Origin of the sequence: Komagataeibacter rhaeticus, assembly GCF_003207855.1 — a bacterium.
Classification (GTDB): domain Bacteria; phylum Pseudomonadota; class Alphaproteobacteria; order Acetobacterales; family Acetobacteraceae; genus Komagataeibacter; species Komagataeibacter rhaeticus.
This window is the reverse complement of sequence record NZ_NKTZ01000004.1, coordinates 104,577-124,304: the sequence shown is the minus strand read 5'-3', so window position 1 is coordinate 124,304 and position 19,728 is coordinate 104,577. Positions and strand designations below refer to the sequence as shown.

Annotated in this window: 18 protein-coding genes; 8 read left to right on the top strand and 10 right to left on the bottom strand. The window is 66.0% G+C overall.

Annotated elements, in window-relative coordinates:
• Window positions 1-160: 160 nt before the first annotated feature.
• From CFR78_RS06255 to fzlA, 3 genes are read right to left on the bottom strand one after another with little or no spacing between them, the layout of a single operon-like run.
• Window positions 161-1,537, bottom strand: a complete 1,377-nt coding sequence (locus tag CFR78_RS06255; protein ID WP_034929020.1) for an MBOAT family O-acyltransferase — start codon at window positions 1,535-1,537, stop codon at window positions 161-163.
• Window positions 1,537-2,769 carry a BaiN/RdsA family NAD(P)/FAD-dependent oxidoreductase gene (locus tag CFR78_RS06250; protein WP_007399039.1) on the bottom strand — a complete coding sequence of 411 codons (1,233 nt, stop codon included), beginning with the start codon at window positions 2,767-2,769 and terminating at the stop codon, window positions 1,537-1,539. Before CFR78_RS06250 ends, CFR78_RS06255 begins: the two co-directional genes overlap by 1 nt.
• Window positions 2,770-2,773: 4 nt before the next feature.
• A complete protein-coding gene (gene fzlA, locus CFR78_RS06245; protein WP_034929019.1) occupies window positions 2,774-3,442 on the bottom strand; it encodes an FtsZ-binding protein FzlA in 669 nt (222 codons plus the stop codon).
• Between the two features lie 212 nt (window positions 3,443-3,654).
• Between fzlA and minC the strand changes: the two genes are divergently transcribed.
• From minC to minE, 3 genes are all read left to right on the top strand, one after another.
• Window positions 3,655-4,389, top strand: a complete 735-nt coding sequence (gene minC / locus CFR78_RS06240; protein ID WP_007399037.1) for a septum site-determining protein MinC — start codon at window positions 3,655-3,657, stop codon at window positions 4,387-4,389.
• A 110-nt stretch (window positions 4,390-4,499) separates the two neighbouring features.
• Window positions 4,500-5,312 carry a septum site-determining protein MinD gene (gene minD, locus CFR78_RS06235; protein ID WP_007399036.1) on the top strand — a complete coding sequence of 271 codons (813 nt, stop codon included), beginning with the start codon at window positions 4,500-4,502 and terminating at the stop codon, window positions 5,310-5,312.
• A complete protein-coding gene (gene minE / locus CFR78_RS06230) occupies window positions 5,312-5,587 on the top strand; it encodes a cell division topological specificity factor MinE (protein ID WP_007399035.1) in 276 nt (91 codons plus the stop codon). Before minD ends, minE begins: the two co-directional genes overlap by 1 nt.
• A gap of 23 nt (window positions 5,588-5,610) precedes the next feature.
• Here minE and CFR78_RS06225 read toward each other — a convergent pair whose 3' ends face one another.
• Window positions 5,611-6,285, bottom strand: coding sequence for a GntR family transcriptional regulator (locus CFR78_RS06225; RefSeq protein WP_034929016.1), 675 nt, complete (start codon window positions 6,283-6,285; stop codon window positions 5,611-5,613).
• A 244-nt stretch (window positions 6,286-6,529) separates the two neighbouring features.
• On the opposite strand from CFR78_RS06225, the gene CFR78_RS06220 reads away from it, so the two are divergent.
• Complete coding sequence (locus tag CFR78_RS06220; RefSeq protein WP_007399032.1) at window positions 6,530-7,093, top strand: ferritin-like domain-containing protein; 564 nt, start codon at window positions 6,530-6,532, stop codon at window positions 7,091-7,093.
• 148 nt (window positions 7,094-7,241) lie between these two features.
• Window positions 7,242-8,690, top strand: coding sequence for an aldehyde dehydrogenase (gene aldA / locus CFR78_RS06215; protein ID WP_034929013.1), 1,449 nt, complete (start codon window positions 7,242-7,244; stop codon window positions 8,688-8,690).
• A gap of 153 nt (window positions 8,691-8,843) precedes the next feature.
• Here the strand turns inward: aldA and coaA are convergent, their stop codons facing one another.
• Entirely contained in the window at window positions 8,844-9,824 is a 981-nt protein-coding gene (gene coaA, locus CFR78_RS06210; RefSeq protein WP_083824475.1) for a type I pantothenate kinase, read from the bottom strand.
• Window positions 9,825-10,122: 298 nt separating this feature from the next.
• Here coaA and CFR78_RS06205 point away from each other — a divergent pair, with 298 nt between their 5' ends.
• Entirely contained in the window at window positions 10,123-11,445 is a 1,323-nt protein-coding gene (locus tag CFR78_RS06205; protein WP_034929010.1) for a glycerate kinase type-2 family protein, read from the top strand.
• Here the strand turns inward: CFR78_RS06205 and CFR78_RS06200 are convergent.
• The 3 genes from CFR78_RS06200 to CFR78_RS06190 form a co-directional block, all read right to left on the bottom strand.
• Window positions 11,442-11,897, bottom strand: coding sequence for a hypothetical protein (locus CFR78_RS06200; protein WP_223846625.1), 456 nt, complete (start codon window positions 11,895-11,897; stop codon window positions 11,442-11,444). The genes CFR78_RS06205 and CFR78_RS06200 overlap by 4 nt on opposite strands.
• A 37-nt stretch (window positions 11,898-11,934) precedes the next feature.
• On the bottom strand, window positions 11,935-12,981 hold the full coding sequence (gene recA, locus CFR78_RS06195) for a recombinase RecA (protein WP_007399025.1): 1,047 nt from the start codon (window positions 12,979-12,981) through the stop codon (window positions 11,935-11,937).
• A 179-nt stretch (window positions 12,982-13,160) separates the two neighbouring features.
• Window positions 13,161-14,582, bottom strand: a complete 1,422-nt coding sequence (locus CFR78_RS06190; protein WP_034929007.1) for a gamma-glutamyltransferase — start codon at window positions 14,580-14,582, stop codon at window positions 13,161-13,163.
• Window positions 14,583-14,821: 239 nt separating this feature from the next.
• Here CFR78_RS06190 and CFR78_RS06185 point away from each other — a divergent pair, with 239 nt between their 5' ends.
• On the top strand, window positions 14,822-15,610 hold the full coding sequence (locus CFR78_RS06185) for a DsbA family protein (RefSeq protein WP_034929005.1): 789 nt from the start codon (window positions 14,822-14,824) through the stop codon (window positions 15,608-15,610).
• Between the two features lie 85 nt (window positions 15,611-15,695).
• Here the strand turns inward: CFR78_RS06185 and hemA are convergent, their stop codons facing one another.
• Together hemA and CFR78_RS06175 are read right to left on the bottom strand one after the other, a co-directional pair.
• On the bottom strand, window positions 15,696-16,979 hold the full coding sequence (hemA, locus tag CFR78_RS06180; RefSeq protein ID WP_007399021.1) for a 5-aminolevulinate synthase: 1,284 nt from the start codon (window positions 16,977-16,979) through the stop codon (window positions 15,696-15,698).
• 190 nt (window positions 16,980-17,169) lie between these two features.
• The gene (locus CFR78_RS06175) at window positions 17,170-17,634 is read right to left on the bottom strand and encodes a hypothetical protein (protein ID WP_034928999.1); all 465 of its coding nucleotides are present in this window, start codon (window positions 17,632-17,634) and stop codon (window positions 17,170-17,172) included.
• Between the two features lie 133 nt (window positions 17,635-17,767).
• On the opposite strand from CFR78_RS06175, the gene CFR78_RS06170 reads away from it, so the two are divergent.
• Window positions 17,768-19,696 carry a transketolase-like TK C-terminal-containing protein gene (locus tag CFR78_RS06170; RefSeq protein WP_007399018.1) on the top strand — a complete coding sequence of 643 codons (1,929 nt, stop codon included), beginning with the start codon at window positions 17,768-17,770 and terminating at the stop codon, window positions 19,694-19,696.
• Window positions 19,697-19,728: the final 32 nt, after the last annotated feature.

Genomic DNA, 19,728 nt, shown 5'->3' with positions numbered 1-19,728 from the left:
CGCTGCATGCCTGAAGACTGTCTGTAAAACGGCCCGCAAATGATAATGGGGTTTGTGGTGAAATCTTTTTCAAAAAGCTTCAGAGGACGCCGCCTTTTTGAAGAAAGGCGGCACCCAGAAACTTTTGCATTCTTATCAGTCCGTTATCTGGAACAGGTTCTTAAAACTGGAAGTAGATGAACGGCTCCGGCGGTCGCCCGCCCATCAGGAACACCAGCAGCACGAAGGCAAGGCCCGCCCCCACCGCCAGCCATGGCGTGGGGCGCACCCGCTCCAGGACCGCCTGCTGGGATGCAGGCCCCACCAGCGCCACCACGCCCGCCAGAACCAGCACCAGCGGGTGTTTCAGTGTCATGCCGCCCATGCCCTGCGTCCCTGCCATCGCCCCCAGCATCCTCCCTGCCGCGGGCAGGCTGTCGGCGCGGAACACGACCCATGTCAGCAGCACGAAAAGCAGGGTCAGCACATGGCTGGCCAAACGGCCGATGCGCAGGCCCGCCCGGTCCCACGCATGAACCACCGCCAGTGCCGCGCCATGCAGCAGCCCCCAGAGCAGAAACGTCCATCCCGCCCCATGCCACAGCCCCGCAAGCCCCATGGTCACCAGCACATTGCAGGCCTGCCGCGCGGGTGCGCAGCGGTTGCCACCCAGCGGGATATAGACGTAATCGCGCAGGAAGCGTGACAGCGTCATGTGCCACCGCCGCCAGAAATCGCGCACCGACACCGCACGGTAGGGGGCATTGAAATTGAACGGCAGGCGGATGCCCATCATCAGCGCCATGCCGATGGCCATGTCCGAATAACCGGAAAAATCGAAATAGATCTGCAGCATGTAGGCTACCGCCGCCAGCCACGCGGCACCCAGCCCCGGCGCATGGCCGCCCGCAGCCGCGGCAAAGACCGGCGTGCATACACTGCCCAGCGTATCCGCCAGCCCCACCTTCTTGGCCAGCCCCACCAGCACCAGCAGCCCCCCCTGCCCCAGATTGGCCCACATCCGCCCGTTGCGCGGGCTGGCGTCGAACTGCGGGATCAGTTCGTTGTGCCGCACGATGGGACCGGCCACGAGCTGGGGAAAGAAGGTCACGAATTCCACAAAATCCGCCAGCCGGTAGACACGCGCCTGCCCGCGCCCCAGATCAATCAGATAGGAAATTTTCTGGAATACGAAAAACGACAGCCCGAGCGGCAGGATGACCGGCCACGGCGCATGCGCCCGCCCCATTGCCAGACAGACAGCCCCCACCAGCCAGTCCGCGTATTTGAAGCCGAACAGCACCAGCAGGTTGGCCCCCACGCCGGCCCACAGCCAGCCCCGCCGCCGCGTGCGCCCCCAGGCCATGGCCACCATCTGGTTGAAGCCGGTCAGCCCCAGCAGGAAGGGCAGGAAGCGCCAGTCCCACAATCCGTAAAACAGAAGGGATGCGCCGATAACCACGGCCTGCCGGGCGCGCCTGCTGTCCGCCACGGCATAATACAGCCCCACCACCAGCGGCAGGAACACAAGAAGAAAAGACTGGGAGGCAAACAGCATCAGCCGCTACGTTCCGCCACCGCCTGTCCCGCCGCATATCCGCTGGCCCATGCCCACTGGAAATTGTAGCCACCCAGCCAGCCGGTCACATCCACCGCTTCCCCCACCATGAACAGGCCCGGCACATCGCGTGCCTCCATATCGCGCGAGGAAAGGCAGTCCGTATCCACGCCGCCGCGCGTCACCTCCGCCTTCACATAGCCTTCGGTGCCGTGGGGGTTGAGCCGCCAGGCGGACAGCACGCGCGCCACATTGGCCAGGACCGCGTCCGGCATGCCCGCCAGCTGCCCTTCGGGCAGGTGGGCGGCCGCAAAGAACTGCGCCAGCCGCTGGGGCAGCAGCATGGACAGCATGGCAACGCCACCCGCGCGCGGGCGGTCGCGCTTGATTTCCAGCAGGCGGGCCGCCGCGTCCACGCCGGGCAGCAGGTCGATCTCAACCGGCTGCCCCGGCTGCCAGTACGATGAAGCCTGCAGGATGACCGGACCCGACAGGCCACGATGGGTAAAGACCATGCCATCACGGAACGTGACCTGCCGCGCCTGCCGTCCCGCCCCGGCCTGGCAGGTAATGCCCACCGTGGCGGACAGCCCGGCCAGCGGTTCCATCCATTCACGGTCCTGCGCGCCAAAGACCAGCGGCACCAGGGCCGGAGCGGGAGCGACCACGCGCAGCCCGAAGCGGCGCGCCAGGTCATGGGCGATGCCCGTAGCCCCCAGTCTGGGAATGGACAGCCCGCCCGTGGCCACGATCAGGCTGGGGGCCAGGAACACGCCATGGTCCGTCTCGACCCGGTACTGCCCCGCCGCATCCCGCGCCACGTCGATGATGCGGTGCGACAGGCGCAGGGTGACCTGCCCGCTTGCGCATTCCCGCAGCAGCATGTCCACGATGTCGCGCGCCGAACGGTCACAGAACAGCTGGCCCGCCGCCTTCTCGTGCCAGGGAATGCGGTGACGCTGGACAAGGGCCACGAAATCAGCCGGGGTAAAGCGTGCCAGCGCCGATTTGGCAAAATGCGGGTTGGCGGAAATGAACTGCCCCGCCCCCGCATCCATGTTGGTGAAATTGCACCGCCCCCCACCGGAGATGAGGATCTTGCGCCCGGCATGCTGCGCGTGGTCCACCACCACCACGCGCGCGCCCCCCTGCCCCGCCGTTGCCGCCGCCATAAGGCCCGCGGCCCCCGCGCCCAGCACGATGGCATCAAAACCGGCGGCCTGCGCTGTCATGGCGCTAGAAATCCAGGTCCGCGTAATGGGCGGGCGGGTTGAAGCCGGTCATGCGGTCCTGCAGCAGGGAGCGGAAGCAGGGCCGGCTTTTCACCCGCGCGTACCAATCCTTGGCCGCCGGCGCGCGCGACCAGTCCACATCATCAAGGAAATCGAGACAGGACAGGTGTGCCGCGGCGGCAAAATCCGCCATGGACAGCATGTTGCCCGCCAGCCACTGCCGGGTTTCCGCCAGCCAGTCGATATAGGAGAGATGGGGCCGGATATTGCCATAGGCCGCGCGCAGGGCCGCCCCGTCGGGATTGCCGCGCCCTGAAATCCGTTTCATCACCTTTTCATTGAGTAGCCTGCACGAGACGTCATGACCGAATTTCTCGTCAAACCAGACCACAAGCCGACGCACCTCCACCCGTTCGGCCAGCGTGCGGCCCAGCAGCGGCGTGTCGGGATAGGCTTCCTCCAGATACTCGCAGATCACCCACGAATCGGGTATGCACAGGCCATTCTCTTCCTGCAGCATGGGCACCGTACCTGCGGGGTTGCGGTCAAGATATTCGGGGCGGCGTTCCCATACACGCTCGGTCTTGAGCTCGAACGGCAGCCGTTTTTCACCCAGCACCAGGCGGACCTTGCGGGAATAGGGGGAAAGGGGAAGATGGTACAGGATGCGCATGTTTCCGCTTTATTCCATTGCCCCGCCTTTCGCCAAGCCCATACTGCGTTCCATGCGTGCCCCCCATGCAAAAAACATGCTTAAAAAATACAAGAATAGGGTGCCCTGCCGCCGCGCAATATCCTATAAGGAGGGAATCTTCCCTCCACGGTTCCGGCGTGGCACGATAGGTGGAAACACCATGCCCACTTACCACACAGGACAGGATCACGTTGCCAGACGAACTGCGCCCCACACCGAAAATCCGTGCACGCGGCCGGTCGTTCCTTGCGCTTGTACTCTCGCCCGAACCCCCGCTGGCGGACTGGCTGGCCGGGCTTGATGCGCAGATCGCGCGCTCAAGCACGTTTTTTGCCGGCAAGCCGGTCATCCTGGACCTTTCCCTGCTGGCGCCCGACACCGTGGGGCTGGCGGAACTCTATCCCGCGCTGTGCGCGCGCGGCATCCGCATCATTGGCATAGAAGGCGGCAACCCGAACTGGGCCGCCTGCGCACGGTGGGACTGGCCTGCGGGCTTTCTGGGTGGCCGCGCATCCGGCGCGGTGGACATACCCGATGATGCCGCCCCCCCACGGGTGGAGGTACCCCGCGCCTCCTCCCTGATCATCGAGCAGCCGATCCGATCGGGTCAGGTGATCATGAACCCCGAGGGGGACATCATCATCCTGGGGTCCGTGGGATCGGGGGCGGAAATCACGGCGGGCGGGTCGATCCATGTCTACGGTCCGCTGCGGGGGCGCGCGATCGCGGGCATGAACGGGCAGCCCGACGCACGCATCTTCACCCATTCCATGCAGGCGGAACTCCTCGCCATCGACGGCTATTACATCACCGCCGATGAAATCGACCCCCGCTATGTCGAACAGCCCGCGCAGATCGTTCTTACAAATGACACACTTGTCGTGCAGCCGCTTGTCGCCCCTGCATTTACCAGGCGGAAAGCCTGATACGCTAGCCCTCTCCCCGTCGCGCCGTGCGCGCGCCAACCTCCACCAACCGTATCCATCAGGTCATGAACAAGAAAACACCCCCCAAAAGCGGACAAGGAACTACCCCCATGGCAAAAGTGCTGGTTGTCACATCTGGCAAGGGCGGCGTTGGCAAGACAACCTCCACCGCGGCCCTGGGCGTGGCGCTGGCGCAGACCGGGCAGAACGTGGTGGTGGTCGACTTTGATGTCGGCCTGCGCAACCTTGACCTTGTCATGGGCGCCGAACGGCGGGTCGTGTTCGACCTGATCAACGTGATCCAGGGCGAGGCCAAGCTGGCGCAGGCCCTGATACGGGACAAGCGGATCGAGACACTGTCCATCCTGCCCGCATCGCAGACACGCGACAAGGACGCCCTGACCGCCGAGGGCGTGGCCCGCGTGATGCAGGAACTGCGTGAAAAGTTCGACTGGGTGATCTGTGACAGCCCGGCGGGGATCGAACGTGGCGCGCAGCTGGCCATGTACCATGCCGACCACGCCATCGTGGTGACCAATCCCGAAGTGTCCTCGGTGCGCGACAGTGACCGCATCATCGGCATGCTTGACAGCACGACCGAAAAGGCGAAAGGGGGCGGCAAGATCGAAAAGCACCTGCTGCTGACCCGCTACGACCCCGCCCGCGCCGCGCGGGGCGAGATGCTGCGGATAGAGGACGTGCTGGAAATCCTGTCGATCCCGCTGCTGGGCATCATTCCCGAAAGCGAGGAAGTGCTCCGCGCCTCCAACCTTGGCGCTCCGGTTACCCTGAGCAGCCCCGACAGCCCGCCCGCCCGTGCCTATGCCGAGGCCGCACGCAGGCTGGAGGGTGAGAAGCTGGAAATTACCGTACCAACAGAGCGCAAGGGCCTGCTGGCCCGCCTGTTCAAGGGGAAAAGCTGATGAGCTTGTTTGGCTCCTTTTTCGGGCGCGGCACGAAAACATCCGCGCCCGTGGCGCGTGACCGCCTGCAGATCCTGCTGGCGCATGAACGCACGGGCAAGGGGGATGAATCGGACCTGCTCAACAAACTGCATACCGAGATCCTGGAAGTGATCAAACGGCACATCCCCGTTGATCAGGACAAGGTGCAGGTCAAGCTGGACCGGGGCAACTCCGTCTCGATGCTGGAAATCGACATCGAGGTGCCGCAGATCAAGTCCCCGTCCTACCGCTAGGCGCGGACCGCCCCGCCAGCCGGTCAGGACAGGCGGGGTTCGATCCAGCGGCGGGCATGTTCGAAATCACGCGTGACGGCGGCCTGCGCTGCGGCCACGTCACGCTGGCGCAGGGCCGCGATCAGGTCCTCATGCGGGTGGGTGCGGCCTTCATGCGCGCTCTGGACCATGGGGCGCGACAGCGCGTAAAGCGGCCCGATACGCATCCACAGGTTGCGCAGGATGGTGGCCGTAAGCGGCAGTTCGGCAATGGTGGCGACCGTTGTATGGAAATCCGCGTTGAAGGCGGCCATTCCCCCGTCATCACGCAGGCGCGACGCATCCATGAACTGATGCTGGAGAATGACCAGCGCCTCGATGCCATGTTCGGTCACGCGCTGGGCGGCGGCGGCGGCCAGACGCATTTCCAGGTCCACGCGCAGGTCATGGATCTCGGCAAAGCTGCGCTGGGTCATGGCGGGTACTACCGCGGTATTGCGGTCATTGAGTTCCAGCGCATGCTCGGACACCAGGCGCAGCAGGGCTTCACGCACCGGGGTCGGGCTTAACCCCAGTTCCGCCGCGAGCGGCCGCAGGACCAGCCGCTCACCCGAACGGTAGCGGCTGCGGATCAGTCCGCGGCGTACATGTTCGTAGGCTTCCTCGCTCAGGGCGCGGCGTGGAAGCTTTTCAGACTGGCCTGATGTGAATGCTACCATGCCGTTCAATCATCCTTAATGCAAATAGGTCTTATTAATACGGATCAATAATGATCTGACCGTGAATGGCAACGCCTGAAAAAGCAGAAAAAGCCATTTTGGCCGTATTTCTCCTGTTCCAGGGCTGTTTTGTCCCGCCAGCCACCGTTCTGGGGAACCAGCCCCCGGCCCGCCCGTTACCCCGGCAATGATCCGCGACAGGCCGGCGCCCTGTCGCCCGCCCGGAACCGACAAGGAACCCATCATGGCCGACGCTGGCGAGAACACCTTCCTGACCGATGTACAGACCCTGCGTGAACGTGCGAAGAAGGCAATCGAAAAAGGCGCGCTGACCCCTGCCTATCAGGGTGATGTCAAGACCGCCATCGACCTGCTGCAGACGGTCGTGGCGACCGAACTCGTCTGCGTCCTACGCTACACGATGCATTCCATTTCCGTCGAGGGCATTACCAGCGAAAGCGTGAGGGCCGAATTCGCCACCCATGCCAAGGAAGAACGCGCCCACATGATGTGGGCGGCCGAGCGCATCGACCAGCTGGGCGGCGTGCCCAACCTCTCCCCCGAGGGGCTGGCCACGCGGGCCGCCAGTGAATACGGAACGGGCGGCAACCTGATCGAGATGGTGCGCCAGAACCTAGTGGCCGAACGGCTGGTGATCGAACATTACCGCGAACTGATCCGCTACTTCGCCGACCACGACCCCACCACGCGCATCATGCTGGAAAAGATCCTGGCGGAAGAGGAAGAACACGCGACCGACATGCATGACCTTCTTGTCGCGCATGAGGGGCGTCCCTTCCTGTCCTGATCCGCGCGCCCCGCGCTTTTTTCTCCTGCACCTCCTGTCGCGCGCTCCTAATCCCCCGCCCCTGTGTGGCGGGGGAGGGGCGCATCTGCACGCGCGCTGTCCCGCGCGGCACGAACACCCCATCCAATCCAACGGAGACCCCTCATCAATGACTGAGCCGAAAACCTATGACCTGTTCATCGGTGGTGCATGGACCAGAGCCGATAATACCGACCACGACACCATCAGGAACCCCGCAACCGGCGAAGTCCTAGCCAGGGTGGCCATAGCGGGGGAAACCGACGTGACCCGCGCCCTGCGCACGGCGCAGGATGCCTTTCCTGCCTGGAGCAGGCTGGTGGCGACCGAGCGGGCGGATTACCTGTACCGCCTGATCGAACTGATCCGGCGGGATACGGAAAAGCTGGCCCGCATCATCACCTCCGAAAACGGCAAGCCGCTGAAGGAAGCCCGGGTGGAGGTCAATTTTGCCATCCAGCTCATCCGCTTCGCCGCCGAGAACGTCCGCAGGCTGGAAGGCAACATCATTCCCGGCAGCCGACCGGGGGAGAAAATCCTGATCGAGAAGATCCCCCACGGCGTGGTGGCCGGAATCTCGGCATGGAACTTCCCGCTCGCGCTGACCGCACGCAAGCTTGGCCCGGCGGTGGCGGCGGGCAATACCTTTGTCATCAAGCCGCATGAACTCACGCCGCTGGCCACCCTTGCGCTGGCGGAACTGACGGTTGAGGCCGGTTTCCCGCCCGGTGTGTTCAACGTGGTGACAGGCGGTGGGGCCACGGTGGGCAACGCGCTGGTGGTCAGCCCCATCACCAGGCTCATCACCATGACGGGCAGCACGCCAGCGGGACGCAGGATCATGGCCGCCGCATCCGAAGGGCTGAAGGAAGTCCGGCTGGAACTGGGTGGCAAGGCGCCGTTCATTGTCATGGAGGACGCCGATCTCGAGGCGGCAGCAAACGCCGCCGTGGCCGCGCGCTTCATGAACTGCGGCCAGGTCTGCACCGCCAACGAACGCACCTATGTGCACACCGCCGTGTATGATGCTTTCCTGAAGCGCCTGCGTGAAAAGGTGGCGGCACTGAAAACCGGCAACCCGCTGGATGACACCACCGACATGGGCCCCAAGATCAGTGCCGATGAGCTGGAAAAAGTGGACGGCATGGTCCGCCACGCGGTCGAACAGGGGGCGAAGGTTGAACTGGGCGGCAAGCGCCTGACGGGCGGTGCATATGACAGGGGCAATTTCTATGCCCCCACGCTGCTGACCGATGTGAATGGCGCTATGGATATTGCGCGCAACGAGGTGTTCGGCCCCGTGCTGTCGCTGATCCGTGTGCGGGACTTTGATGATGCCATCACGCAGGCCAACGATTCCCGCTATGGCCTGTCCGCCTACATGTTCACACAGAACCTGAAATACATCATGCGGATGACCAGCGAACTCAACTTTGGGGAGATCTACGTCAACCGCGAAGGGGGCGAGGCGGCACAGGGTTTCCACCACGGTTATGGTGACAGCGGCATCGGCGGCGAGGACGGGCAGTACGGCCTTGAAGCCTATGTCGATACCAAGACCATCTACCTGAACGCATGAGGCAACGGGCCGCTGTGCCCGCCACAGCGGCCCGGAGCAATCCGGGCCGCTTTTTTCATGTCTGTCGTTCCCCCACGCGACCGCCCCGCATCAGGCCGGTCATCAAGACGCCCCGAAGGGCGACACCCGGAAACGCCTGTCTCCGGAGCAATTTCAGATCTGGCGCATCCATACCGTATCGATCGCATGGCTCGGGCTTTTGTGCATGATCACGCGCGCACGCTCCCGCGTGGGCAGGATGTTCTGCTGCAGGTTGGGCAGGTTGATGCGCCGCCAGATGTCACGCGCCCTGTGCTCGGCTTCGCCGGGCGAAAGATCGGCATAGTGATGGAAATAGGAATTCGGCTTGCGGAAGGCCGTCTGCTGCAGCAGCAGGAAGCGCCTGACATACCAGTCCTCGATCACCTGCGTATCGGCATCGAGATAGATCGAGAAGTCAAAGAAATCGGATGCCATGAACGGCTGTTCCGATACGGTCTGCAGCACGTTCAGCCCCTCGAAGATCAGGATGTCGGGCTGGTCGATCACCTGGTAGCGGCCGGGCACGATATCATAGGCTTCATGCGAATACACCGGCACCTTCAGGTTGCGCTCTCCCGCCTTGAGCGCGCCAAGGAAGGTGATCATCTGCCGCAGGTCGTAGCTTTCGGGAAAGCCCTTGCGATGCATGAGCCGGCGCGCTTCCAGTTCCCGCGTGGAATGCAGGAAGCCGTCGGTCGTGACCAGCGCCACATTGGGATGGTCCGGCCAGCGCGACAGCACCGCCTGCAGCAGGCGCGCGAACGTGCTCTTGCCCACGCCCACGCTGCCCGCGATCCCGATTACGAAAGGCAGCGTGACCGCGGGCGCGCCCATGAAGGCGCTCTTGACCATGTTGTTCAGGCCACGGGTGGCCATGACATGCAGGTTGAGCAGGCGCGACAGCGGCAGGTAGATCTCGCTTATGTCCTCCAGCGAGACCGGCTCGTTACGTCCACGCAGCGATGCAATGTCCGCCTCCCCCAGCGACTGCGGCACGTTCGCGCGCAACGCCGCCCATTCGGGGCGGGGAAAGATCATGTAAGGCTGCACCATGCCGGGGGAAGGATGCGTGGAGATGACGGGACGCGCCGCGTCCAGCACACAGTTCTCCATGCCCTTGTTCCTTTCTGCTGTGGCACCCGTGAACGAAGCACGGACCATCTGGCGCGTATCACCATCCCCCATGCCAATCCAGACCGGTCCCGCCCAATTTAGCGTGTACGGCGGCCACAGGTCGCCCCGTTGCCCGTATCCTGACACAGACGTGACAATTGTGACACAACTGCCGTCCCGTGCATGAATGGTATGGAAGGCCGGTGGCCACCGGCCTGCATCGCGCGGGGGCGCCACGCGTTGCACCCCGTACCGGCCCCATGGCCACCCGCCCCCGAAACAGGACCCGCATACCCAGATGAACGACCAGCACCCCCCTTCCCCCGCCCCCGTCCGGGGCCTGACCACGACGGGCTGGACGGATGGACGCGCCCGCGCGGTGCTGCGCCGCATTCTGGACGCGGCCATCCACAGCGCCATGCCGGACAGGGTTCTGGCCCGCTACCTGCCACCGCCGCCGAAGGGGAAATGCGTGGTGGTGGGGGCGGGCAAGGCCGCCGCGTCCATGGCGGCGGCGCTGGAACAGGCATGGCCCGACGTGGCGCTTTCGGGCTGCGTGGTCACGCGTGATGGTCATGGCACCGGCACGCGGCGCATCCGCGTCATGGAAGCCAGCCACCCCATGCCCGACAGCAGGAGCGTGGACGCAGGCCGCGCCATGCTGGCGGCCGTTGCGGGGCTGGGGCCGGATGACCTGGTCATCGCCCTGATCTCGGGCGGGGGATCGGCGCTGCTGGAATGCCCCCGCGCGGGCCTGACACTGGGGGATATCCGCACCCTCAACCATGCCCTGCTCCATAGTGGCGCCAGCATACGCGAGATGAACGTGGTGCGCCGCCACCTGTCGGCCATAAAGGGCGGCGGGCTTGCCGCGGCAGCCGCCCCGGCCCGCGTGGTCACGCTGGCGATCAGCGATGTACCGGGCGATGACCCGCTCACGATTGCCAGCGGCCCCACCGTGGCCGACCCCACCACGGCCGCCGAGGCCCTGTCGATCCTGCATCATTACGACATGACAGTGCCCGATGCGGTGGAAACGGTGCTGATGCAGCCCCCAACCGACCGCATGCTGTCACCACGCAACCGCTATACCCTTGTTTCCACCCCGCTCATGGCGCTGCAGGCGGCGGCGGCCACCGCGCGCGACTGCGGGCTGACACCCCTGGTGCTGGGGGACGCGCTGGAAGGCGAAAGCCGGGACGCGGGCACGTTCATGGCCGGGATTGCCCTGTCCGCCCGCCTGCATGGCCTGCCGGTGGGGGCCCCCGCCGTGCTGCTGTCCGGTGGCGAGACCACGGTCACGATCAACCCCGCCGGTCCCCCTCCCGGCCGGGGCGGACGCAATACCGAGTTCCTGCTGTCGATGGCCCTGACGGTGCAGGGCAATGAAGGCATATGGGCCATCGCCGCCGATAGCGACGGCATTGACGGCACGGAGGACGCGGCGGGCGCCATCATCACCCCCACCACCCTGACACGCGCCCGCGCGCTGGGCTGCGACCCGCGTGCCTGCCTGCGCGCGCATGACAGCTACAGCCTGTTCCGCACAACAGGGGATCTGGTCATGACCGGCCCCACCCTGACCAACGTAAACGACATAAGGGCGGTGCTGGTGCTCTAGTTGGACTGGCCGGGCTTGCGACCGTAGCTGACCTGCGTGTCCGGCACGACGAAGTGCTTGCCGTCATCACTGTCGGACGGCGCATCGTCATCGCCTGCCTGGTTGGGATCGTAACCCGAGGAGATCATCTGCATCGCCGCCGCGTCGGGCGGGGTATGATAGGGTTCCGTAGCCGCGTCATCCGCCGGGTCGGGCGGCTTTGGCAGGTGACGGGACAGCGGGCGCAGCGCATCGCTTGCGTGGGGAACATGATGGCCACCGCTCCGGTGGCCCAGCGGGCGGGGGGCCTCATCCACGTCAGCGGGGTCGTTGTTGTCGTCCTGCCCGGCACTACAGGCCGCAAGGCAGGCCAGCAATCCAACCATTGCAAGACGCGGTTTCATCCCGGCAGCCCCTTCCCCCTTCTTGCACCCTGCCCCGCCCACACGGCTCTGGCCTGCCGGGCGGGGCATCCCTGTCAGCCTGCCTTAACCGGGCAGGACGGGGGGATCAAGCCTCGCCGCCCTCATCGTCGGGACCAACCAGCATGGCTTCGGCCACCACACCGGCCTGCTCACGCACGCGGCGTTCGATATCGGCCGCCATTTCGGGGTGGTCGCGCAGGAACTGCTTGGCATTCTCGCGCCCCTGCCCGATGCGCTGGCTGTCGCACGAGAACCAGGCCCCCGACTTCTCCACAATGCCGGCCTTGACCCCCAGGTCGATCAGTTCGCCGACCTTGCTGATCCCTTCGCCATACATGATGTCGAATTCGACCTGGCGGAAGGGCGGCGCCATCTTGTTCTTGACCACCTTCACGCGCGTCTGGTTGCCCGTGACCTCGTCCTTGTCCTTGATCGAGCCGATGCGGCGGATATCCATGCGCACGGAGGCATAGAATTTCAGCGCGTTGCCGCCGGTCGTCGTCTCGGGGCTGCCGAACATCACACCGATCTTGAGCCGGATCTGGTTCAGGAAGATCAGCATGGTGTTGGAACGTGAGACGGAACCCGTCAGCTTGCGCAGCGCCTGGCTCATCAGCCGCGCATGCAGGCCCACATGGCTGTCGCCCATGTCGCCCTCAAGCTCCGCACGCGGCACAAGTGCCGCAACACTGTCCACCACCAGCACGTCGATCGCACCCGAGCGGACCAGCGTATCGGCAATTTCCAGCGCCTGTTCACCGGCGTCGGGCTGGCTGATCAGCAGGTTGTCCACATCCACGCCCAGCTTGCGCGCATAACCGGGGTCCAGCGCGTGCTCCGCATCGATGAAGGCGCAGGTGCCACCCTTGCGCTGGGCCTCGGCAATGGCGTGCAGCGCCATGGTGGTCTTGCCCGAGCTTTCCGGGCCATAGATCTCGACAATGCGGCCGCGCGGCAGGCCGCCGATGCCCAGGGCGATATCAAGCCCGAGGGAGCCGGTGGAAATCACATCGACCTGCTCGCTGGGCCGCTCGCCCATGCGCATGATCGATCCCTTGCCGAACGCGCGCTCGATCTGGCTCAATGCCCCTTCCAGGGCCTTGCTTTTATCGATACCCGGAGCCTGTGCCATTACGTGCCTATCCTGGTGCTTGAGGAGATGAAACCGAAAGCGGGCCTCCCGCCCGCCACCACCTGCGCCGGGCAGGCGGTACGTCCTGCACTGCAATATGGAACAAAACAGGACCATTTACAATGGTCCCACCCTGCCCCACGCCGTGAATAATGCCGTACCGGCGCAAAAATGCCAGACTAGCGCGGCCCCATGGCCAGCCCCGCGCCACGCGGGTCGGTCGCGGCAACGCAGGTCGCGCCATCGCCCGGCAGCCCGCGCGGGCAGGATATGGCATTCACGCGCCCCTGTGCCGTGACGGGATGCGCGTCGGGTGCCTGACCGGCCAGGATATTGCGCATGGTAACGCCCACGGCGGCGGCAGCATCATTCTGCCCCGACCCCGCCGCCACAGCCCGGAATGCCCGGCCCTGACTGGCGATGGCCGCCGTATACAGCGGCTGTGGCAGGCGGGCGGGGGAGGCCCCCAGCACAATGCCGGTATTGCCCGCCATGCGCCCCGTGCCGAACAGGTTGTCCATGCTCAGGCTGCACGCCACGGCCATGCCGGCATGGTCCACCACCGTAAAGGATGTGGAGGCCGGGAGCGCGGGCAGGCCGCCCCCCGCCCCGCCACCGGCATTGACGAAGGCCTGCGCCCGCGCCAGCACGCTGTCCGCCGTGCCCCCCGTGGCATTGCCGTTCTGCGCGCGCCAGGCGGCAATGGCGGCCTGCGCACGGGTTGCGGCATCAGATGAGGCCGCGCTGCGGAAGGTAACGGCACTTCCCAGCCCGCCATCGGCGGGCGGCGGCAGGAAGGCGACCCGCGTCTCGCCATTTTCCACGACAAGGGGCTTCTGCTCCGACGGAACGGCCGCGCGCAGGTCCGCCACCTGCAACCCGCCGCCTGCCGCCTGGCTGCCCGCGACAAAGGACTGGGCCAGGGCGCCATTGTACAGATCACCTACCCCCATGCTGCGGATCTGGTCCAGCGCGCCGGACAGGTGCGTCTGCACCAGCGCATCGCCTTCGGCCAGCGCCTTGCCATCCGAACGGCTGAAGATGGCGCGTATGCCCGCATCGGCCAGCAGCGGCACCTGCACGGCCGCAAGGTCGCCCGCAAGCTGGCGGCTGACGTTGATGCCGTTGGAAGCCAGCGTGATCGCGCCGGGCAGCAGTTCGGAAAAGGCGACCGACCCGTATTGCAGATGCATGAGATACAGCCCGCGCGCCATCATCGGGACGGCTGCCGGACGGTCGGCGCGCGGCATGCCCGTGGCCGCCACCGTGCCCGCGACAGGCAGGAACATGAACGCCCGGCCGCCATTCTGGTCACCCGGCCTGTAGGCCAGGCAGGCCCCGCCCGCGCCAAGCGAGGCGCGCGAGGGCAGCGTGACCGAAAGTGCCATGCCCATGGCCGTCGCCGCATCCGCGGCATTGCCGCCACGCTGGAGAATGTCGCGGCCCACCAGTGTCGCCTGCGGCTCATCAGCCGAGACCGTGCCGATCAGCGCCCCGGGTGAAGGACCGAACATGTGCGACACGATCTTCACGGGGGAATACTTGTTGAGGGAACACCCCGTAACCGAAATGGCCAGCACCGCCGAGACTGCATGACGCATGTACCGGCGGGCGACAGGTGTTATCGAATGCTCAGGCACGCAACGCTTCTCCAATGGCAGGTCGGCTTGAATTCATTGAACGGCTCGTACCACGGCCACGCGATCGCCGCAGACCCGTTACGACTTAGCGGCCTTGGGGGCCATGGGCAACAGGCATGCCAGCCACCATGACCCATTCCTTTCCCGTGCCCGATCCTTTACAGAAGCACCCTATCGCGACATGACAACGGAGCAAACCCGTGACATTCATTTCCCCCCGCCGGTACCGTCCGCGCCTGCTGCCCGTCCTGCTGGCCACGGGGGCCGTCATGATCGCCCGCCCCGGCACGGGCCATGCCGCCGATCCCGCCGCGACCTTCACCCCCGCCCAGCGGCAGGAAATCGTGGAGATCATGCGCAACGCCCTGAAAACCGATCCCACCATCCTGTCCGATGCCATTGCCGCCCTGCGCAGCACCGCCAATGCGGCCCAGCAGAACGCGGCCCGCAGCGCGCTGGAAAGCCACCGCGCCGACCTGCTCACACCCGCTGCCAGCGACGCCATACTGGGCAACCCGCAGGGGCACACCACGGTGGTGGAATTCTATGACCCGCGCTGCCCCTACTGCCGCAAGGTGCTGCCCGACCTGGACCGCCTTGCGCGGGAGGACAGGGACCTGCGCATTGTGGAGAAGGTCATTCCCGTACTGGGCCAGGGCAGCCTGATCACCTCGCAGGCGCTGGTGGCGGCCTTCGTGCAGGGGGGACAGGCCGCCTATTTCCGCATGCAGGCGGCAGTGATGGGGGATTCCGCCGCCCCCACGGCTGAACGCATGCGCACGCTGGCCACCCAGTCGGGCCTGAACGCCGCAACACTGGCCACGGACATGAATGGCGCCAGGGTCACCGCCATCCTGCAGGCCAACATGGAACTGGCCCGCGCCATCGGGCTGGACGGCACGCCCACCTTCGTGTTCAACGCCCGCCAGATCATTCCCGGCGCCGTGGGCTATGACGACCTGAAGAAAGCCATTGCCCAGAGCCGCTGAGGGCCGGTCACGCCCCACATGAAAAAGGCCGGTCGCACACAGCGACCGGCCTTTTTTCATCAGGAGCGGCCTGCCTGTCCCGCAATCAGGCCATGGCCGCGACGGGCGGTGCCTCCGTCAGGTCATTGAGGCGCAGCAGATGCGTCAGCGCCGCCACCATGTCGTCCATCATCTGGTCGGTATGGTACGGCCCCGGCGTCAGGCGCAGGCGCTCGGTGCCACGGGGCACGGTGGGATAGTTGATGGGGGTGGCATAGATCCCGTAATCATTGAGCAGCCTGTCGCTCAGTTCACGGCAGCGCTCGGCATTGCCCACCGGGATCGGCACGATATGGCTCGGCGTCATGGTAAAGGGCACGCCCGCCCGGCGCAGCTTGTCACGGAAGGTATTGACACGTTCGAACATGCGCTCGCGCCGCCAGCCATCCTTGCGCACCTGCTGCACGCTGGCCAGCGCCGCGGCCACCACCGCGGGCGGCAGCGACGTGGTGAAGATGAAACCCGAGGCGGACAGGCGCAGGTATTCCACGATGTCGCTGGACGCGGTGATGTAGCCGCCATGCACGCCAAAGCCCTTGGCCAGCGTGCCCTCGATGATGTCCACCTGCTCCGCGACCCCGTCGCGCTGCGATACGCCACCACCCTGCGCGCCATACAGGCCCACGGCATGGACTTCATCAAGATAGGTCATGGCGCCATATTTGCGGGCCAGCGCGCAGGTGGCGGCAATGTCGGAAATGTCGCCATCCATGGAATACACGCTCTCGAACGCGATAAGCTTGGGCGCATCGGCGGGGGCGGCGGCCAGCTTGGCTTCCAGGTCGGCCAGGTCGTTATGTTCGTAGATGACGGTGGTGGACCCGCGCGCGCCCTTGATGCCCGCGATCATGGAGGCATGGTTCAGCCGGTCGGAAAAGCAGATCCAGCCCGGCATGCTGGTCAGGATGGTCTGCAGCGATGCCTGGTTGGACACGTAGCCCGATACGAACAGCAGGCCCGCTTCCTTGCCATGCAGGTCGGCCAGTTCCGCCTCCAGCGCGGTATGGACGGGGCTGGTACCCGCGATGTTGCGCGTGCCGCCGGCACCCGCGCCATGTTCATGGATGGCCTGGATGGCGGCCTCGACCACAACGGGGTCAACGCCCATGCCAAGGTAATCGTTGGAAGACCAGACCACCACTTCCCGGTCCCGCGGGCAGGCGGGGGTGGCGGGGGTGGCCGCCGCTTCGGGCTGTTCGTAAAGCGGATACCGCTCGGCCTGGCGTGCCAGTGGGGTGAACTGCCGGTATCGTCCCTGTGCGCGGATATTTTCCAGTGCCGTGCGGCAGAACCGGAAGAACGGATGCCCATCCACATGATTACTGGACACTGCTGCTTTTCTCCATGCACACCACCCGCCTGTTGTGCGCGGGGGCTTCATTCATTACGGCCATGCACTGGCATGGCCCTTCACGCGGGGGGGTGTTTTCCCCGTCACGTGGCGCTGTCGCTGGCGGTTAACCACCGGCGGGCCAGCCTTTATGGCATGAGGGAGGCGGTAATTGCAAAACCGCATTCGGCTACTCGACGTAGATGCAGACCTGCATTGCACTGCCGGAGGAGATGGTACGAGCATCCATCTCGGTCTGGCTGCCCCCCGCACCCGCATCCATGACCGCCTGGAGCACCGGCTGGCCGCTGGCCGCCACCACGCCGCTCAGGTCGCCCGGCGTGCCGTCCGCCCTGTCGGGCACGTTGACGACAATGGTGAACAGCGCATTGGGCTTGCGCGCCAGCGCATCCGTCACGGCGGCCATAACCGCCGGGCGCCACTGGCTTTGTGGCGTACCCGCCACGATGGTCACCAGCGCCGGACGGTCCATGCCCGGCACGGGCGGCGGTGGCGCCTGGGGCAGGCGGGGCGGGTCGCCCGCATGGCGGTTGAAGGTTTTCTGGCTGACCAGCGCGCACCCGCCCAGCACCGGCAGGCACAGGGCGGCGGCAAGAAGGGCACGGCGGGCGGGGCGGGCGCGGGGAGGGTGCATGGCCCGCTACAGATACAGTATCGCCCCCGCCGGGCATAGTGGGCAGCGCTGCAATGTTGCCGCCATGCGCGCGGCGCAGTAGTACAGGCCAGGCGGCTCCAAGCGATCCTGCCCCGACATATGGACGATGCCGATGCCAGAAGATCAAGCCTGTGCTTCCCTGCCCGATGGTGGCCCCCCGGCCGCCCCCAGCATGCCCGAACGCCTGATAACGGCAATCCGCCACGCCATTGGCGTACATGAGCCCGACCGGCGCTATGCCCCGCATGCGCGGGTCATGGCCGGTTTCTGCGCTGTGCTGTGGAGTCGCTTCCTGCGCTTCGACCCTGCAAGCCCGGAATGGCCGGACCGCGACCGCTTTGTCGTCTCCTCCCCGCGCTACCGCGTGCTGCCCACCATCATGGCCGAACTGTCCGGGCAGGCCCCCCTGCCCCCGCACGGCGCCCACCCCGACACCCCGCCCCATGAACGCCAGGCCTGCGGCCCCAACGGGCAGGGGCTGGGGGCGGCCATCGGCATGGCGCTGGCCGAACACAGGCTGGCGGCCCGTTTTGGCCGCTCGCTGGTCAACCACCGCATCTGGGCGCTGGGATGCTGGACGGAACTCTCCACCGGGGTGGCGCTGGAAACGGCGGCGCTGGCGGGGGAAATGACGCTGGACCGCGTGACACTGGTGGTGGGCCTGTGGCACAGCGAACGCGAACAGGTGGACGCCATCCTGCCACGCTACAGTGCATCGGGCTGGTCCGTGCGCAAGGTGGACGCGGGCAATCCCGAACAGATCGCAACCGCCATCGCTTCTTCCCAACGCACGCACAAACCCTGCCTGATCGCCTGCATCGCCACCGCCGAAACCGGGCCACAGCCCCCCTTTGTCGATGATCCGGGCCTGTGGGCGGGTGCCGCGCGGCGCGGCGCCAGCGCCCGGCGTTCGTGGCTGCGGCGGCTGCTCAAGGACCGGCAGAAGGCGGAATTCGAGCGCATGGCCCGCAACCAGCGCCCCGCCTTCTGGCAACCCGACTGGCAGCGTACCTGGCGCGAGGAAGGGACGGCCATTGCCCGGGTTTCCCCCGCCTTCGCCGCGCGGCGCGGACTCGAGACACTGCATGAACTCCTGCCCGAACTGATCTGCCTGCGTTCACGCCAGGGCATGCTGGCCGACCTGTCGGCCCACCGGCGCAGCAGTGGCGAGGCGGAGCTGAACTGCGGCACCCAGGTCCATGGCATGGCGGCCCTGCTGAATGGTATTGCGCTGCATGGCGGCCTGCTGGCCTTCGGGGCATCCACCATCATCGCGGTGGACCGCATGCGCCCCGCCCTGCGCTACGCCGCCATGACCGACCAGCAGGTGATCTACCTGCTGACCGATGACAACATGCTCAGCGGCGACAACACGGGCGGCTGGCGCCCGGTGGAACAGCTTGCCAGCCTGCGCGCCATGCCCAATATGGCGGTTTTCCGTCCCGCCGACCACCGCGAGACCATGGAATGCCTGGAACTGGCGCTGCGCCGCACCACCGGGCCAAGCCTGCTGACGCTGGAATCCACCCCCATCCTGTCCGCCCCCGCGCCCGAGCGCGAACTGCACGGGCTGACCAACCTGTGCGCGCGCGGCGGCTATGTGCTGGCCGAGGCACAGGGACCACGGCAGGTAACGCTGGTCGCCACGGGGCATGAGGCGATCATGGCGCTGGCCGCGCGCAAACTGCTGAAGGAAGCGGGGATTGCCGCGGCTGTCGTATCCCTTCCATGCTGGGAACTGTTCGCCGCCCAAAAAATGACGTATCGTGCTGCCGTGCTGGGAACGGCACCCCGGATCGGGATAGAGGCCGCATCGGGGTTTGGATGGGAACGCTGGCTTGGCGCAGACGGAATTTTCGTTGGCATTGACGGGTTCGGGGCATCCCCGGACCAGCCCGGCAGCCCGGCTGACATCACGCCGGAACGGATCTGCCGCGATGCCATGCGGCTGCTCGCCCCCCTGTCCGACACCCTGCCTGGAACCGCGGGAGGAAACGGCGCGCCTCCACCCGGAATGGCATCGGTCGATGCCAGTGTGTGAACATGTCTGACCCTTACGGAGAAAATAAGAAA

What these genes read in the sequence shown, in the direction of transcription:
- CFR78_RS06255 (WP_034929020.1), bottom strand. Translation starts at nt 1,537, where the DNA reads ATGCTGTTTGCCTCCCAGTCTTTTCTTCTTGTGTTCCTGCCGCTGGTG.
- CFR78_RS06250 (WP_007399039.1), bottom strand. Translation starts at nt 2,769, where the DNA reads ATGACAGCGCAGGCCGCCGGTTTTGATGCCATCGTGCTGGGCGCGGGG.
- fzlA (WP_034929019.1), bottom strand. Translation starts at nt 3,442, where the DNA reads ATGCGCATCCTGTACCATCTTCCCCTTTCCCCCTATTCCCGCAAGGTC.
- minD (WP_007399036.1), top strand. Translation starts at nt 4,500, where the DNA reads ATGGCAAAAGTGCTGGTTGTCACATCTGGCAAGGGCGGCGTTGGCAAG.
- minE (WP_007399035.1), top strand. Translation starts at nt 5,312, where the DNA reads ATGAGCTTGTTTGGCTCCTTTTTCGGGCGCGGCACGAAAACATCCGCG.
- CFR78_RS06225 (WP_034929016.1), bottom strand. Translation starts at nt 6,285, where the DNA reads ATGGTAGCATTCACATCAGGCCAGTCTGAAAAGCTTCCACGCCGCGCC.
- CFR78_RS06220 (WP_007399032.1), top strand. Translation starts at nt 6,530, where the DNA reads ATGGCCGACGCTGGCGAGAACACCTTCCTGACCGATGTACAGACCCTG.
- aldA (WP_034929013.1), top strand. Translation starts at nt 7,242, where the DNA reads ATGACTGAGCCGAAAACCTATGACCTGTTCATCGGTGGTGCATGGACC.
- coaA (WP_083824475.1), bottom strand. Translation starts at nt 9,824, where the DNA reads ATGGAGAACTGTGTGCTGGACGCGGCGCGTCCCGTCATCTCCACGCAT.
- CFR78_RS06205 (WP_034929010.1), top strand. Translation starts at nt 10,123, where the DNA reads ATGAACGACCAGCACCCCCCTTCCCCCGCCCCCGTCCGGGGCCTGACC.
- CFR78_RS06200 (WP_223846625.1), bottom strand. Translation starts at nt 11,897, where the DNA reads ATGCCCCGCCCGGCAGGCCAGAGCCGTGTGGGCGGGGCAGGGTGCAAG.
- recA (WP_007399025.1), bottom strand. Translation starts at nt 12,981, where the DNA reads ATGGCACAGGCTCCGGGTATCGATAAAAGCAAGGCCCTGGAAGGGGCA.
- CFR78_RS06190 (WP_034929007.1), bottom strand. Translation starts at nt 14,582, where the DNA reads ATGCGTCATGCAGTCTCGGCGGTGCTGGCCATTTCGGTTACGGGGTGT.
- CFR78_RS06175 (WP_034928999.1), bottom strand. Translation starts at nt 17,634, where the DNA reads ATGCACCCTCCCCGCGCCCGCCCCGCCCGCCGTGCCCTTCTTGCCGCC.
- CFR78_RS06170 (WP_007399018.1), top strand. Translation starts at nt 17,768, where the DNA reads ATGCCAGAAGATCAAGCCTGTGCTTCCCTGCCCGATGGTGGCCCCCCG.